At 52.5% G+C, this 13947-nt stretch carries 13 protein-coding genes; 8 read left to right on the top strand and 5 right to left on the bottom strand.

The genetic code is table 11. From position 1 onward, the window contains the following. Positions 1 to 149: 149 nt before the first annotated feature. Both L1285_RS17085 and feoB read left to right on the top strand, forming a co-directional pair. The gene (locus tag L1285_RS17085; RefSeq protein ID WP_235413349.1) at positions 150 to 374 is read left to right on the top strand and encodes a FeoA family protein; all 225 of its coding nucleotides are present in this window, start codon (positions 150 to 152) and stop codon (positions 372 to 374) included. Between the two features lie 19 nt (positions 375 to 393). Further along, positions 394 to 2478, top strand: a complete 2085-nt coding sequence (gene feoB, locus L1285_RS17080; RefSeq protein WP_046006342.1) for a ferrous iron transport protein B — start codon at positions 394 to 396, stop codon at positions 2476 to 2478. Positions 2479 to 2514: 36 nt separating this feature from the next. Here feoB and L1285_RS17075 read toward each other — a convergent pair whose 3' ends face one another. Beyond that, complete coding sequence (locus tag L1285_RS17075) at positions 2515 to 2811, bottom strand: hypothetical protein (protein WP_235413348.1); 297 nt, start codon at positions 2809 to 2811, stop codon at positions 2515 to 2517. A 16-nt stretch (positions 2812 to 2827) separates the two neighbouring features. Next, the gene (locus L1285_RS17070; protein WP_046006340.1) at positions 2828 to 3199 is read right to left on the bottom strand and encodes a hypothetical protein; all 372 of its coding nucleotides are present in this window, start codon (positions 3197 to 3199) and stop codon (positions 2828 to 2830) included. Between the two features lie 291 nt (positions 3200 to 3490). Between L1285_RS17070 and L1285_RS17065 the strand changes: the two genes are divergently transcribed. Beyond that, positions 3491 to 4423, top strand: coding sequence for an acetoacetate decarboxylase family protein (locus tag L1285_RS17065; protein WP_235413347.1), 933 nt, complete (start codon positions 3491 to 3493; stop codon positions 4421 to 4423). Positions 4424 to 4916: 493 nt separating this feature from the next. Here L1285_RS17065 and L1285_RS17060 read toward each other — a convergent pair whose 3' ends face one another. The 3 genes from L1285_RS17060 to L1285_RS17050 are packed head-to-tail and all read right to left on the bottom strand — an operon-like array spanning position 4917 to position 9064. Then, positions 4917 to 5990, bottom strand: a complete 1074-nt coding sequence (locus L1285_RS17060; RefSeq protein ID WP_235413346.1) for a lipocalin-like domain-containing protein — start codon at positions 5988 to 5990, stop codon at positions 4917 to 4919. A gap of 10 nt (positions 5991 to 6000) precedes the next feature. Next, positions 6001 to 8415, bottom strand: a complete 2415-nt coding sequence (locus L1285_RS17055; RefSeq protein ID WP_235413345.1) for an FtsX-like permease family protein — start codon at positions 8413 to 8415, stop codon at positions 6001 to 6003. Continuing rightward, positions 8408 to 9064, bottom strand: coding sequence for an ABC transporter ATP-binding protein (locus L1285_RS17050; protein ID WP_235413344.1), 657 nt, complete (start codon positions 9062 to 9064; stop codon positions 8408 to 8410). Before L1285_RS17050 ends, L1285_RS17055 begins: the two co-directional genes overlap by 8 nt. A gap of 37 nt (positions 9065 to 9101) precedes the next feature. Here L1285_RS17050 and L1285_RS23660 point away from each other — a divergent pair, with 37 nt between their 5' ends. The 5 genes from L1285_RS23660 (at position 9102) to L1285_RS17030 (ending at position 13923) form a co-directional block, all read left to right on the top strand. Continuing rightward, positions 9102 to 9233 carry a hypothetical protein gene (locus L1285_RS23660; RefSeq protein ID WP_268836125.1) on the top strand — a complete coding sequence of 44 codons (132 nt, stop codon included), beginning with the start codon at positions 9102 to 9104 and terminating at the stop codon, positions 9231 to 9233. Between the two features lie 110 nt (positions 9234 to 9343). After that, positions 9344 to 10612: an efflux RND transporter periplasmic adaptor subunit gene (locus tag L1285_RS17045; RefSeq protein ID WP_235413343.1), complete on the top strand. Its 1269-nt coding sequence runs from the start codon at positions 9344 to 9346 to the stop codon at positions 10610 to 10612. 19 nt (positions 10613 to 10631) lie between these two features. Beyond that, positions 10632 to 11327 carry an ABC transporter ATP-binding protein gene (locus tag L1285_RS17040; protein WP_046006334.1) on the top strand — a complete coding sequence of 232 codons (696 nt, stop codon included), beginning with the start codon at positions 10632 to 10634 and terminating at the stop codon, positions 11325 to 11327. A gap of 9 nt (positions 11328 to 11336) precedes the next feature. Continuing rightward, entirely contained in the window at positions 11337 to 12698 is a 1362-nt protein-coding gene (locus L1285_RS17035; protein WP_235413342.1) for an ABC transporter permease, read from the top strand. A gap of 4 nt (positions 12699 to 12702) precedes the next feature. Next, the gene (locus L1285_RS17030) at positions 12703 to 13923 is read left to right on the top strand and encodes an ABC transporter permease (protein ID WP_235413341.1); all 1221 of its coding nucleotides are present in this window, start codon (positions 12703 to 12705) and stop codon (positions 13921 to 13923) included. Positions 13924 to 13947 lie beyond the last annotated feature (24 nt).

Here is a 13947-nt window from a genome sequence, read left to right as displayed (position 1 = left end):
AAAATACGTAACTAACTAAAATATATCACTTTATCAATCATCAAAATAACCCAGCCTCTTTTGCTGCGCCAGCTTGTTTATGACATTTAAGTTGCGGTACTATAGGTCTCTAATGATAAATAATTCTTATCAAGGTTTGCATTACCTCTATGACACTTGCAGATTTAAAACCCAACGACACAGCAATTATTGCGGGCATTGAACACCCAGATGCAGCCCTGATCAGCCGCGTAATGGCACTGGGCCTGATCCCCGGCGAGACGATCTCTGTCTTAAATGTCGCCCCTCTGGGCTGCCCAATCCAGACCAAGGTTGGCAATACCTTTATCAGTATCCGCAAAACAGATGCGCGTTTTATCCAGCTAAGCCGCTAAATTCAAGGAGTAAGATAACGTGAGAATCGCCCTCGTTGGTAACCCCAACTGTGGTAAAACCACCCTATTTAACCGTCTTACGGGTGCCAGACAAAAAGTCGGCAACTGGCCCGGCGTGACTGTTGAGCGCAAAAGCGGCGAACTAACATTACAGGGCCAGCAGGTTGAGTTAATTGACTTACCGGGCCTGTACAGCATGGCACAAATAGATCCGGGCCAGGATGAACAAATCGCCATTGACTATATTCGCGCTCAGGATGCCGATCTAATCATCAATGTGGTCGACTGTGCCAACCTTGAACGCAACCTCGTCCTGACCACACAGATGCAGGAAACGGGTACGCCCGTCATTGTGGTTGCCAACATGACCGATGTAGCGCGTCAGCAAGGTAAGGAGCTTAACCTTGAGCTGTTGGCGCAACGCCTTGATACGCCCGTGATCGCTATGGTGGGCTCAACCGGTGAAGGGTTGACGCTACTGACCGACGCGCTGAATAATCACCTGAAAACTGCGCAAGCAACTACACGCAAGCAGCAAGATACGGGGCCGGATCTCAGCAACGAAGACACCATTAAACGCTATCAAAACGTCAAAACGCTGAGCAATGGCGTCAGCATCATGTCGCAGACTCGCTCTGATTTCACCACGTCGCTCGACAAACTGGTGCTTAACCGCTGGCTGGGCGTTCCTATCTTCCTGTTTATGATGTACCTGATGTTTACCATTGCCGTGAACTTCGGGGCCGTTTTTATCGACTTTTTCGACATTCTGGTCGGCGCTATTTTTATTGACGGCACTAAGCTGCTACTGGCCAACCTGGGGGCGCCCCAATGGTTGGGCGTATTGCTGGGTGACGGCTTCGGGGCCGGCTTGCAGCTGGTTGCGACCTTTATTCCGGTAATAGCAGTGCTGTATTTTTGTTTGTCTATTCTTGAGGACAGTGGTTACCTGTCACGCGCCGCCTTTGTGATTGACCGTCTGATGTCCTCCATCGGATTGCCGGGCAACGCGTTTGTGCCGCTGATTGTGGGCTTTGGCTGTAACGTCCCGGCGGTGATGAGTGCCCGCACCATGAGTCGCGAGTCGGATCGCCTGCTCACGGTGATCATGGCACCTTTCATGTCCTGTGGTGCCCGCTTAACCGTGTACGCTTTGTTTGCTGCCGCCTTTTTCCCGGTCAATGGCGCTAATATCGTCTTTGCCCTGTATGTGTTTGGTATTCTGGTGGCGGTGGGCTCTGGCTATTTGTTCAGAAAGCGCGTCTTTAAGCAGGAGAAAGTCCCCTCTTTTATTGAAATGCCCGCCTATCATTTACCTGTCTGGCGCAACCTGCTGATGACCACCTGGCAGCGTTTGCGCAGCTTTATTACCCGTGCCGGTAAAACCATCGTATTCGTGGTCGCGCTGCTGAGCATGATCAATTCCATTGGTACAGATGGCAGTTTTGGTCATGAGAACAGCGACGCCTCTTTGCTCTCAAAAGCCGCACAGGTGGTTACACCGGTGTTTGCACCACTGGGTATTGCAGAAGATAACTGGCCGGCCACCGTGGGGATTGTCACCGGCTTATTTGCCAAAGAGGCCATTGTTGGCACCATGGATGCCCTGTACGTAGGGGCGCAGGAACAGCCCGGTGACTGGTCTCTCAAAGACGCCGCAAGCGAAGCGGTGATGACCCTGTGGGATAATTCCGTTGATTTGCTTAACAACCTCGGTGACCCACTGGGTCTGGGTGCCGTTGAAGAAGGCGCAGATGCAGGCAACGAGTTACTGAGTGCGATGGCGGCGCAGTTTGATGGTCAGCTCGGCGCCTTTGCCTACCTGGTGCTGATCTTACTTTATACGCCGTGTGTGGCGGTACTGGGCGCTATTAAGCGCGAGTCGGGCAGTCAGTGGATGTGGGTGGTGATTGGCTGGACAACCTCGATTGCCTATATTCTGGCGACCCTGGTCTACCAGATAGGACAGCTGAGCACGGCACCGGCCTCGGCTGTAATGTGGATTGCACTGATGCTGGCGGCTTTGTTTGCCTGGTGGCTGCTGCTTGGACATCTGAGCAAAAAGGTCAATCCCGTACCAACTTACAAAATTGAGTTGAGCTAAGTGCACAACAAAACGGGAGCCAGTGGCTCCCGTTTGTTATTCAGCTTGTGCTGGTTTTACTTTTACCAGGCCCGTGCGGATGGCCGCAAAGTAAAGGCCTTCTACAATCAATACTGTTGGCAGCACCACCTTTATCCAGAAGCCTTCTGAGCCATAGAAGTACCATAAGATAGCACTGATCAGCGCCATTAAGATACCCGCGACAATGCCCGCACTCACCAAACTCAGGGCGATCGGCGCTTTACAGCTACCGCATTTTAGCTTGAACGGATTCGGTGTATTTAGTACCGACATAAAAGAAATATCGCTGTCACATTTACCACATTTACTCATGCTTTTACCCTCAGTGTTACTGTTCAAAATACTGTTTTGCGTCACTGGCATACAATACCCACATCGCTAACGCCGGGTAGATAAACAAGTCCGCCAGCGGCCACAGGGGCACCTCATCCTCGCTTGCTAATAACAAGTCAGCCCCCTGCACAAAGACACAAATCCATACGGTGTAAAAAAAGAACTTACGTCCGCTGGGCTTTTTCTTTGCAATGTGCCACATCGCCACAAACTGAATAAATACCATGCTTAACCAGAACAACATCAGCACCATGGCATCCAGCGACTGCTCAGATACCAGATAGCCCAGTACAGAGAGCGCCAGTGGCCAGAGCCCGTAACCGACAAAACACACCAAAACGGTGATCAATACTACAAACGGGACCATAATTACCTGCTTAATTTATTGGCTCAGAGCTGAGCCAGGATATCCTGTACGGTCAAAGCGAGTTTTGTATAACCGACCTGACCCATGAATTGGCCGCGCAGTGTACAGCATTGCAAAGATAGAAAAAATAGCTGATTTACATTCGTATACATTTCACCCACCTCTGCTGCGCTGTGCCATTTCATTTACTTTTCACCCGAGCGTGTTAGCCTAGTCCCGCTTTTGCGACCTAACAGTGCGTATAAGGCAACCTCCATCCAAAGGAAAACCCTAATCAGAAAAGGATCTAAAATGAAATTGAATACACTTATGCTCAGTGTCATGCTGGTATTGAGCAACACCGGTCATAGCGCCGATCTCAGTGAAACCTATCCGGTCACCAGTACCACTTATCTCTCTGATGGCACCCCAGTTAACATGCCCTTTCATGTTCAGGGTGAAGCCACCAGCGCGGTCGTCGGATTAATTGATGCCAATGTTGCTCAGTTCTTTTTATGGAACTGGCAGTGGGAGCCGGTACGACTGCATTGTGAGGGCAGTGCGTCAAAAGGGATTGGGGCTCTGTATACACAAAAAATCACGGCCAGCCCGGCCGGTGCTTATAACGAAACAATATCAAGCTTTTATGTAAAACGCCGTGGCAGCGAAGACCCCATTTTGCCCTGCCCGGGGGATATGACCGAGCCCGGCGCCCAGCTGGATTTTACCGCTAAAGTAGTGGCGGCACTGGGGGCTGCCAATGCCCAGCAGCAAGCGGCCGGAAAACCCCATAACTATGCGCTTTACAACCAGCACCTGATGCTAGACAACCCCATTGCAATTAAAGCTGGTCGTGAGATCTGGGGCTATCCCAAGCAAGCGGGCGATGTGTCGATCACTATCACAGCGCATCAGCATGCCTTAACCCTGGCCAACCAATATACCGGACAGCCTATGCTGGATGTGTCTTACACACGTCAGATTGGGGTCAATCTGCCGCTCCATTCTGTGGGCGACAACGTGCTGCCCGACTACCTGCTACCGGATTTTAACAAAGTGCCTCAGTTAAGCGGGGTATTATCAAGCGACAGTGGTTGGATGATGCCGTTTGTGGGGGAGTTTACCATCCATTCCCGTGCCAGTCTGACCACGTTTTTCCTCGCGGAAAGCGACTTTACTCCTGTCGCGGTGCTGGAATTTCCTGACGTCTCAGGTGTTGCCCTCCCCCTGTACGACCGGGAGTAGCCTCTGAGCCGCCAGTGTGAGTCATTACTTACGCGTTATCTTTAGCAACTGGCGTAAAAAGGGCTGTGTGAATGAGATGCTGGCACTTGGTACACCTGTGCCCCTTTATCATCACAGCCCTGATAACAGGGTTGTCTGCCAATTCTGTTTGTGATTCCAATCTCCCACGACCACTGCATGTCGGCTTATCGCATGAAACTGATACGCTTTTAAAAAACAGGTAGCGCAGTACAATCCACAGCAGCGCTGGCACAATCACCTGTGTCAAAACAAATCCTACCAGAGCGGGGCCTGACGCTTCGGATAGTAATGAGCCAACGCCCAGGTACAGCAAAAACAGAGTCACCTCAACCAGATAACACACAACTTTATTCATAACAGGCGTAACGTCCTTTTCTATCTAATAAAGGCGCATTTTACCAAGAAACCTGCAATTAAAACAAAAACTTATAACTCGTTCTATGCAATAACATCTGCGCTGCACAAGGATCAATCAATAGCCGAACAGTTCACCATAGCCCGTTGCGACAAATCCACCGCGGCTGCGGATCCGCCCCTCCCAGTAAGGTACGCTCAGGCTATTAAAAGAGTCGCGCTGCAATACATCAATGATCACGGCTTCTTTGCCCGGTACCTGCAACTGCCAACTTATCGGGTGCGTTACTCCCCGGGTTTGCGCCCTGTCCAGTACCGTCAATGTAACCTGCTCATGTGGGTAGGCTGTAACCTGACCCGACGGAGATATCTCTGAGGCGCTGCAATAGGCATAGGCCTCTTGCCCATCACGTGTACAAAACGCCATCAGTGCGCCCTGCTCAGGATCTTGGCTTTGTAAACTGAACCAGTCCCAGCCGCCATTCTGGCTATCGATCAGGGCAGAAGACCATTCTCTGTCAAGCCAGGCCTGCCCCGTAACTTCATAAGACTTACCGGCGTATGTAAGCGTACCTTCGACTTGTAAAAAGGGATAACTGTAATAAAAAGAAGCATGGCCTTGCTGGGTTTTCTGGCTGTATCCTTGCTCGCCATGCAACACCAGCGGACTGTTTGCCAGTGTAATATCCAGGCCATACCCGGACGCCTGAGTGTGTAATTGCAGCGGCAAGAAGGCATTCCCCCGACTGGCCAGCTGCCAGTCACCCAGCCGGGCAATGAAGGGGCTGGCCTGAATGTCGACCTGCCCGGCTCTGCCGTAGCGCTCAAACGCCTGATGTGTCTGGCCATCCTGCAAAGCAAAATGCGCAAAATAAAGCTGTCCGTCCCACCAGGGAGAAGACTGAAAAGTTGAAAAGCCCGGGTCAATGATACGAAACAAGGTCCACTGCATACCAAACTGGCTGCCATCGTCCGCCGTCAGATTGCCCGTCACATACCACCACTCAACCCCTTGTTCGGGATGGGCGCCATGGTCACGGGGAAACACCAAAGGCTGACTGGCATCGACCGGCGCTCCCAAGGTTTGTCCCAGCACGGCCATGGCCGCATTGTTGCGCTCGTTTGGTGGCGCAACCGGCTGGCAGCCCGTCAATACCAGTAAAACTAACAAAAGGGAGCTGACTTTTTGCATAATTGGTTCCTCAGAGCTGCGCCACATTATCAGCCACATTACGTTTGACCAGTTTGAGTAACGGAATAGCGCTTACCACCAGCGCCAGTACCAGCACCACAGCACAAAATCCCCAGATATCGCCCCAACTGAGAACCATGGCCATGCTCCAGCCAAAGGCAATGGGCATCACATATTCCAGCAACACCCAGCCCAACAGGATCCCAAGTGGCACCGCCAGCAGTAACGTCAAGCCCAGAATAAGCCCGGCCTGACACAGCTTGAGGAGCAGTAATTGCTTTTGGGTCACTCCCAAAGTTTGTAGTACCGCCATTGGCTGAAGCTGCTGTCGCCCGAGTGTTAAAAAGCTCACCCAGACACCAAATAATGCGATTGCCATAATGCAGATATTCAGCGCATGAGTAACCAGAAAAGTCTGACTAAATAGCTGTTTTGCATAACGCTTAAACACCTGGTTGTGGACCAACTGGTGCCCCGCCAGTGACCAGCGCTGGCTAATCACATCGGCCACCCGCTCTGCATCAGCCCCTTGCTCTAGCGTCAACATAAACCCCACTGCGTCATACAAAAAAGCCTGACGCACAATCACAGAGCTGCTGACCACCAGATTAATCCCCGGCTCTCCGTAATCGTAAAAAACACCGCTTATCTGACAGGAAAAAGCGCGCTCCCCTTGTTGCACCTGGATCAAAGTGCCAACAGCCAGATCATAGCGACGCATGCCCGGTTCATTGACCAAACACGAAATGGCCTCAGCGGCACTGCTAAGATGACTGGCATGCAACGGCTGCTTATTCAGTAAGGTCAGATGCTGATGATAGCGGGCATCTTCGCCAAAACTCATCAGCCTCACGGGCACAGTCTCATCACCCATTCGGACTTCGCTCTGTGCAGACCAGTAAACCCCCACCTGCGTCACATCTGGCATATCCAATAATGCCTGACGCATCTGCGCGGTTGGGTTATCCGGCCTGACATACAAGTCGGCATTCAGACGGGTTTGCAGATGCGCATCTAGTGCACTGCTAAAACTGCCCACCATCACCTGCATGCCAATGGCTGCGCCCATTGCCATCAGTATCGCCAGCACCGAGCTCAACAGCGCCGGCAATTGCGTCAGGCTGTCGCCTTTGAGCCAGACAAGCAAAGGCGCCTGAGTTGGCCAACGAACCCGAAACACCATACGCACCAAAGGCGGCGTCAGCGCGAAAAACACCAGCAGCACACACGCGCACAGCAGCAAAGCCTGCCACTTGGTCTGCGCCAGTGCCAATAACGTCAGAGCGCCCACACCCGCCAGCACTAAAAGTACCAGGGTTAACCACTTAGTCAGCCGCTGTGCAATGGTTGTTTGTAACACCATAAATGCGCTCAGAACCGCCAGATTAAGCACAGTGCCGATGAGCACCAGCGCAACGTCAAAACTGACCGTCAGCGACCGGTCCAGCTGATAAAAACTGCTCAGCACCGCGCTGATATCCGCCATCATCAGATTGGCCATCAGCACCCCAAGCAGGTTGCCCAATGTCGCGGCTACCACACTCAGTATCGTGACTTCCAGGCACAGCGCCTTGAGTAGCTGGCCCTGACGGCAGCCAAGCGTAGCCATTTGCTGTTGCAAGGATAACCGGCTCTGATAAGCAAGCTTGATGGCATTCAGACTTAAAAAAGCACCCACCACATAGCCAAGCAATGCCAGTGCCTGTAAGTTGAAGAAAAAGGCGCCCGACAGCGCATCGAATGTTTGCGCCTCGGCAGACTCGAGCCTGCCTTCATTACCTAGCAGTATCTTGAGTTGCTGTAACTGCGCGGCATTCAGCCCCGCCACTTCGAAATAGCTGACTTGCCCCTGTGCCTTGAGCAAGCGGTCTGCCAGGCTGATGTCGGTAAGCGCAAAATGGCCGGCTCCATCGAGCTTACTTACAGGGACACGCTCACCGTTAAAGTACAACACGGCCTCATCGAGCTGTAACCTGGCCATGCGCTCGGGTGACACAAACAGCGTGTCGAACAGGGCATGCTCAGTATTTGACTGCTGAGATTGACGCTGAGCAGGCTGGGTGACACCGGCTGTTTGCCATTGCAGTAAGTTCACACCTCGCACTGCAATGAGCTTGTTGTCATCACTTCCCACTCGCCCTTCAAGCACCGGCTGAGCCTGCACAAACCCGGCAGCTGAAAGCCGTTGCCACAGAGAAAACGATAGGCCCGACTCGCCCAGAGGCGGTCGAATAAAATGACTCACAGGCTGGGCTAACAGCGCGGTGCTGGTTTGATAGCGCTGCGAGGCCTCCTGATTTAACCCCAGCGTTGCACTGAGCAAGGCACTGCCCAGGCTCAAACCAATCAGAAAAAGTACCAAAAGGCCGGCATGACGACGATAAAACTGGCTATAGGTCAGCAAGATAAGACGCAATTCACTCATGTATGCGCCCGTCACGTAACTCCACCTGTCGTGGCAACTGCGCGGCAAGGGCGCGGCTGTGTGTCACCATGATCAGATTGACCTGCTGCTCTTTACATAACGCCATCAGCAGCTCTAACACTTCCTGGCTGCGCTCGCTGTCGAGGTTACCGGTAGGCTCATCGGCCAGCAGTATGCGGGGCTGATTAAGCAGCGCCCGGGCAATCCCAACACGCTGTTGCTCCCCACCACTGAGCTGCGCCGGAAAGACATCGAGCTTATCGCCCAGCCCCAGCCGTTGTGCCATCAATGCAATGTCTTCACGACTCACAGCGCGGCCATTCAGCCTTGCCTGAAATGCCATATTGTCGGCAACACTTAGCGGGCTGAGGAGCTGATAATGTTGAAAGATCATGCCAATGGTGCGGCGGTACAAAGCCAGCTGTGTGGCGTTGTAGGTATGGATAAATTGCTCGTTGATGCAAATGGTGCCAGCGTCCGGGCTCAGCAAGCCCGCCAGTATATTCAGCAAAGTCGTTTTGCCCGAGCCACTTTCACCGGTTAACGCAACCTGCTGCGCCCCTGACACTGACCAGCTCAGGTTGTCCAGCACATGTCTGTACCCAGCCCCGTCCCGACGCCTTAAGGTTATCTTGTCTAACTGGATCATCGTATCTCCTTTACCACTTACTTAACAGCAACTTAGTATGATCACTATGGTACAGGATCAGGTCGGCAAAGCCAGTGTATTGTGGCTCGGCTATGCACTGAGCTGCAACACGGTGTCCGGACACCCGTCTACTGTCCGCGTACTGTCCGCTGTCCGTCCGCTGCGCTGATACCCCACTATCAAAAAGAGAAATAACTCAATAATTTCAGTGCATTACGCTTTGGCACTGTTTTTGTAATAAGAACAAGTAATCGAAAAAAACAAGGAGCCGTACCCGGCATGATCCGAGATACCAAACAACAAGATAAAGCCATCCCACAAACACGCAGATCGCCGCGCTTGTGGCTCGGCGCCTTAGCCGCAGTCGGGCTCATTGGTGCTGCCACGGCCTCATACAGCAGCTTTGATCAGTTACTCAGCGCCGATCAGGTAGTGTCACTGCAAACATTGCGCATCGCGACGGTCGTACGCGGTGATATGATCCAGGACCTGCGCGTGGAAGGCCGCACCATGGCCGCAGACAGCCCTTCTTTGTATGCCATCGCAGCAGGCACAGTCACTTTGTTTGTCAAAGCAGGTGATGAGATTGCAGCGGGCCAGGCGCTATTGAGCATCGACAGCCCTGAGCTGCGCAATCAGTTACTCCAGGAAGAAGCGACCCTGGCACGCCTGGAGATGGAAGTCAGTCGCCAGAAAATCGCCATAAAACAACAGCAGCTGGATAACACCCAACAAATGGAGCTGGCCAAAGTCGAACTGGAAGCCGCACAAAGTGAGATGGCCCGCGCCCGTAGCAGCATAGAAAAACAGATCATTTCTAAGGAAGAACTGGAACAGACCCAGGTCGCCCTGAAGCGCGCCGAACTGAATGAACGTCATGCCATTGCCAGCCTGCAACTGGCACAGGAGCGCCTGAGCTTTGAGCTGAAAAGCAGCGAACTGAACCTGACCCGCCAGCGTCATCTCACCGAGGAGTTGCGCCGTCAGGTTGAGGCACTGACCCTGCACTCCCCTTTATCCGGCATTGTCGGCACCCTGAACGTTCAGCAAAAACAACATGTGCAACGCAATACCCCGCTGATGTCGCTGGTTAATCTTAATGAGCTGGAAGTCGAAGCCTATATTCCTGAAAACCTCGCTGATGAGCTGGGAATAGGCCTGCAAGCCAATGTGCAAATTAACAATGAGCAATACGGAGCAACTTTAGTGGCGATTTCTCCCGAAGTTGAGCAAGGCCAGGTACGCGGTCGTATTCGCTTTACCGAGCAGCCGGGAAATTTGCGCCAGAACCAGCGGGTCAACGCCCAGATCATCCTGGCGCACAAGCAAAACGTACTTAAAGTCGAGCGTGGTGCCTTTGTCGAAACCGGCGCATCAAGCACCGCCTATAAAATTGAACAAAACTCCGCATACAGAACCCCGGTTTCACTGGGTGTCAAAAGTGTCCGGGAAGTAGAAATTACCCAGGGGCTGCAAGCTGGTGATACAATCATCATCTCAAGCCTGACAGCTTTTGGACAATCACAGCACGTGATCCTCAGCGAATAATAATAAAAGGAATCATCCCATGTTACGCATGAAAAACATCAGTAAAATTTACCGCACCGAATTAGTCGAAACCCACGCGCTGTCAGACGTTAACTTCACAGTTGAAGAAGGCGAGTTTATTGCCGTCACAGGTCCTTCAGGCTCAGGTAAAACCACCTTTTTGAACATCACCGGGTTACTGGAAAACTTCGAACAGGGCACCTATGAGCTGGACGGAGAAGACGTCAGCACCCTGGGTGACAAGCAGCTCTCGCGTCTGCGCAATGAAAAAATCGGCTTTATCTTCCAGGGGTTTAACCTGATCGGCGACCTCAATCTTTACGACAACATTGAAGTGCCGCTGATTTTCCGCGGTCTGTCGGCCAAGGCACGTAAGCAGCGCATCGAGGAAAGTCTGGAATTGGTAGGGCTTGGCGGTCGCGCCAGTCACTTTCCGGCACAACTGAGTGGTGGTCAGCAACAGCGTGTTGCCATTGCCCGCGCGCTTGCCGGTAAACCGCGCTTTTTGCTTGCCGATGAGCCCACCGGAAACCTGGATACGTTGATGGCCAGACAGGTGATGGAACTGCTGGAAGAGATAAACCGCCAGGGCACCACCTTGCTGATGGTCACACACGATCATGAACTGGCGCAGCGAGCGCATCGCAACATTCAGATTCTCGACGGACAACTGCGAGATATCAATAAGAATGAACTGGTCGAATTGATCTCTTAGGTGGCCGCAATGAAGGATTTAATGCAACTGGCCTGGCGCGGCCTGAAACAAAAGCGCAAATTGACCTTACTGATGGTACTTAACCTGGCCATTGGCATCACCCTGTTGTTAACTATGGGCACCATAGTCACACGCAGCGGCCATTCCCCCATCGACCAAAGAGCCGATCGGGTGTATCACGTCAGCCTGAATTTTATGGACCCGGAGTTTGACCGGCGTTCTGAATTTCGCTCGCCTGCGCTGACCTTTCGCGATGCGGGCGCCTTGGCTGAGGCGTTCCGAGCAAACGACACTACCCGCATTTCGTTCAATTACACCACCTCGTTTGTGCTCGACTTACCTGATAACAGTGTCAGGCCGGTTACCGCCGAGGCCTCTGCCGCTGATCCACAGTATTTTGACCTGCTCCAGGTGCCATTTATTTATGGTGCGCCCTGGCGCGAGGACATGCAGGATGCCGCGGTGATTGTATTAGATAAAAAAGCCAATGACTTGTTATTTGGCGGAGCAAACTCCATTGGCAAACAGGTGGTGATCAACAACCGTCAGCTGGAGGTCGTCGGCGTGATGGACATGTCTGCTTACCTGCGCCGTTTTCAGAATATGCGCTTTGGGGCCCGCGCCAACGATATGGCCGTCGTCCCGCTTGGATATGCCCACGCCAACAATCTACCACGAACCGGCTATATGCCTTGCCGCACCAAGGAAGAAGCCGCAAGAACCCGTTATCGTCGGGAAGATGTGCAGGGACTCAAAAGTGCCGAATGTGGTTATCTGCATGCCTGGGCGGTGCTAGACCCAATGCAGCACGACAACAGCCATGCTGAGCTGACCCTTTGGATGCGCAACTATGCGCAGCAGCAGGCATCTCAGGGCCGCTTTGGCCACTCAGAGCCTTACTATCTGACGCAGCTGGCCAGTCTCAACAACAGAATGAGCGACAACCTTTATTGGGAGCAGATTTATCTTAAGTTTGCCTACCTGCTGTTTGCCATTTGCCTGATCAACACCATCGGCATTTTACTGGCTAAAAACCAGAGCCGGGCCAAACTGGTCTCCCTGTATCGGGCGCTGGGCGCAAACAAGCTGTATATTCTCAAGGTGCAACTGCTGGAGCTGAGTATGCTCAGTGGCGCTGCAATTGCGCTGGGTTTATTGCTGGCACAATTTGGCTTGGTTGCTATGTTTCACCTTGCCCTGTATCAGGCCGATTATCTGGCCGACGCCGAGCAGGTGCGCCGTATGTATAGCATGGACACGCTGTTTGCGCTGCAAGCTGCCGTGGGGATCTTTGTGGCGATATTTGCCGCCGGACTCTACCCCATTATCAAAGCCAGTCGTATCGCCCCCGCAGCACAGTTAAGAGGATAGTCGCATGTCACTCAAACACATACTCAAAATCATTGTAAAGCACCGCAATATCTCTGTGATGCTCCTGATCCAGATAGCCATTGCTGTGACCATAGTCGGCAATGCCAGTTTTATCAGCTACGGGACGCTCAAGAACTGGCTGATCCCCTCGCACCTGGACGAAGTCGAGATACTCAACGTCTACACTAAGGTGTTCGACAATCAGGTCGATAAATCGGCCCTGATCCAGCGCGATTTAACCAATCTCAGCGCGCTGGGTGAGGTGACTCAGGTGACGTATGCCAGTAACGAGCTGGTGCTTGCCACCGTCGCCGGCAGTAACCTGGTGTACAAAACCATCGACCAGGAAGAAGCGGGCTTTGAAAATGCCCAGTTTGACGTAACCTCACAGGGCGTTGCAACCCTGGGCTTAACCATTACGCAGGGGCGCAACTTCTACCCCAATGAGTTTGTTTTTGCCGAGACATCGCAAAATCGCTATGCCAGTGTCGTCTTGATCAGTGAAACTCTCGCGAAGAGCCTGTTTGGTGAGCAAAGTGCGCTGGGACAAACCGTCTACCTGCAACGCGCTCGCCGTCCCTATCAGGTGGTTGGGGTGTATGCCGATAAAATGCTGGGTGAAGGGGCCGTTTATGAGCAACAATGGTATCACTCAACCATTGTCCCTCAGGCCCATTTTGGCGGTAACAACGTCAACTATTTAATCAGGGTTAAACCAGGCACCCATGATGGCATTCTTAAGGACGTTGAAGATGTGCTGTATCAACAACACGGACGCATCGTGGAGCGGGTGGAGTTTGCCGCCCGCGCGAAAAAGCGCTTATGGGATGGCCGCAGCACGTTCGCGTTCATTATGATAGGGATCAGTGTTATCGCCATTACCGTCACCGGGTTTGGTATTATAGGTCTGGTTTCTTTCTCAGTCTCGATTCGTCAAAGGGACATCGGCATTCTGCGTGCGCTTGGTGCCAGCCAGCATACCGTGCTTAAAACCCTGTTGCTGGAAAATGCTTTGCTCGCTTTTGTGGGTATTGTGCTTGGCAGCTTCACCGCGCTGTGGCTTAATAACTATTTTGTGACCCATTTACGGGCACAAGGCCTGGTTGAGCCCTGGCTGGCCGTACTGGTTGCCCTGGGAGTATGGCTGCTAAGTGCCGCTGCGGTATATATTCCCGTGCGTAAAGCCGCTAAGATAGCCCCGGCAAGGGTGACCAAAATCAATTAACATAAGGGCTGACAAGCCCTTTCA

Origin of the sequence: Pseudoalteromonas sp. DL2-H2.2 (assembly GCF_021532535.1) — a bacterium.
Taxonomy (GTDB): Bacteria; Pseudomonadota; Gammaproteobacteria; order Enterobacterales; family Alteromonadaceae; genus Pseudoalteromonas; species Pseudoalteromonas rubra_A.
This window is presented reverse-complemented; position numbering and strand designations above follow the sequence as displayed.

Excerpts from the sequence above, each read along its gene's own strand:
- L1285_RS17085 (WP_235413349.1), top strand. The coding sequence starts at position 150 with ATGACACTTGCAGATTTAAAACCCAACGACACAGCAATTATTGCGGGC.
- L1285_RS17075 (WP_235413348.1), bottom strand. The coding sequence starts at position 2,811 with ATGAGTAAATGTGGTAAATGTGACAGCGATATTTCTTTTATGTCGGTA.
- L1285_RS17070 (WP_046006340.1), bottom strand. The coding sequence starts at position 3,199 with ATGGTCCCGTTTGTAGTATTGATCACCGTTTTGGTGTGTTTTGTCGGT.
- L1285_RS17065 (WP_235413347.1), top strand. The coding sequence starts at position 3,491 with ATGAAATTGAATACACTTATGCTCAGTGTCATGCTGGTATTGAGCAAC.
- L1285_RS17060 (WP_235413346.1), bottom strand. The coding sequence starts at position 5,990 with ATGCAAAAAGTCAGCTCCCTTTTGTTAGTTTTACTGGTATTGACGGGC.
- L1285_RS17055 (WP_235413345.1), bottom strand. The coding sequence starts at position 8,415 with ATGAGTGAATTGCGTCTTATCTTGCTGACCTATAGCCAGTTTTATCGT.
- L1285_RS17050 (WP_235413344.1), bottom strand. The coding sequence starts at position 9,064 with ATGATCCAGTTAGACAAGATAACCTTAAGGCGTCGGGACGGGGCTGGG.
- L1285_RS23660 (WP_268836125.1), top strand. The coding sequence starts at position 9,102 with ATGATCACTATGGTACAGGATCAGGTCGGCAAAGCCAGTGTATTGTGG.
- L1285_RS17045 (WP_235413343.1), top strand. The coding sequence starts at position 9,344 with ATGATCCGAGATACCAAACAACAAGATAAAGCCATCCCACAAACACGC.
- L1285_RS17040 (WP_046006334.1), top strand. The coding sequence starts at position 10,632 with ATGTTACGCATGAAAAACATCAGTAAAATTTACCGCACCGAATTAGTC.
- L1285_RS17035 (WP_235413342.1), top strand. The coding sequence starts at position 11,337 with ATGAAGGATTTAATGCAACTGGCCTGGCGCGGCCTGAAACAAAAGCGC.
- L1285_RS17030 (WP_235413341.1), top strand. The coding sequence starts at position 12,703 with ATGTCACTCAAACACATACTCAAAATCATTGTAAAGCACCGCAATATC.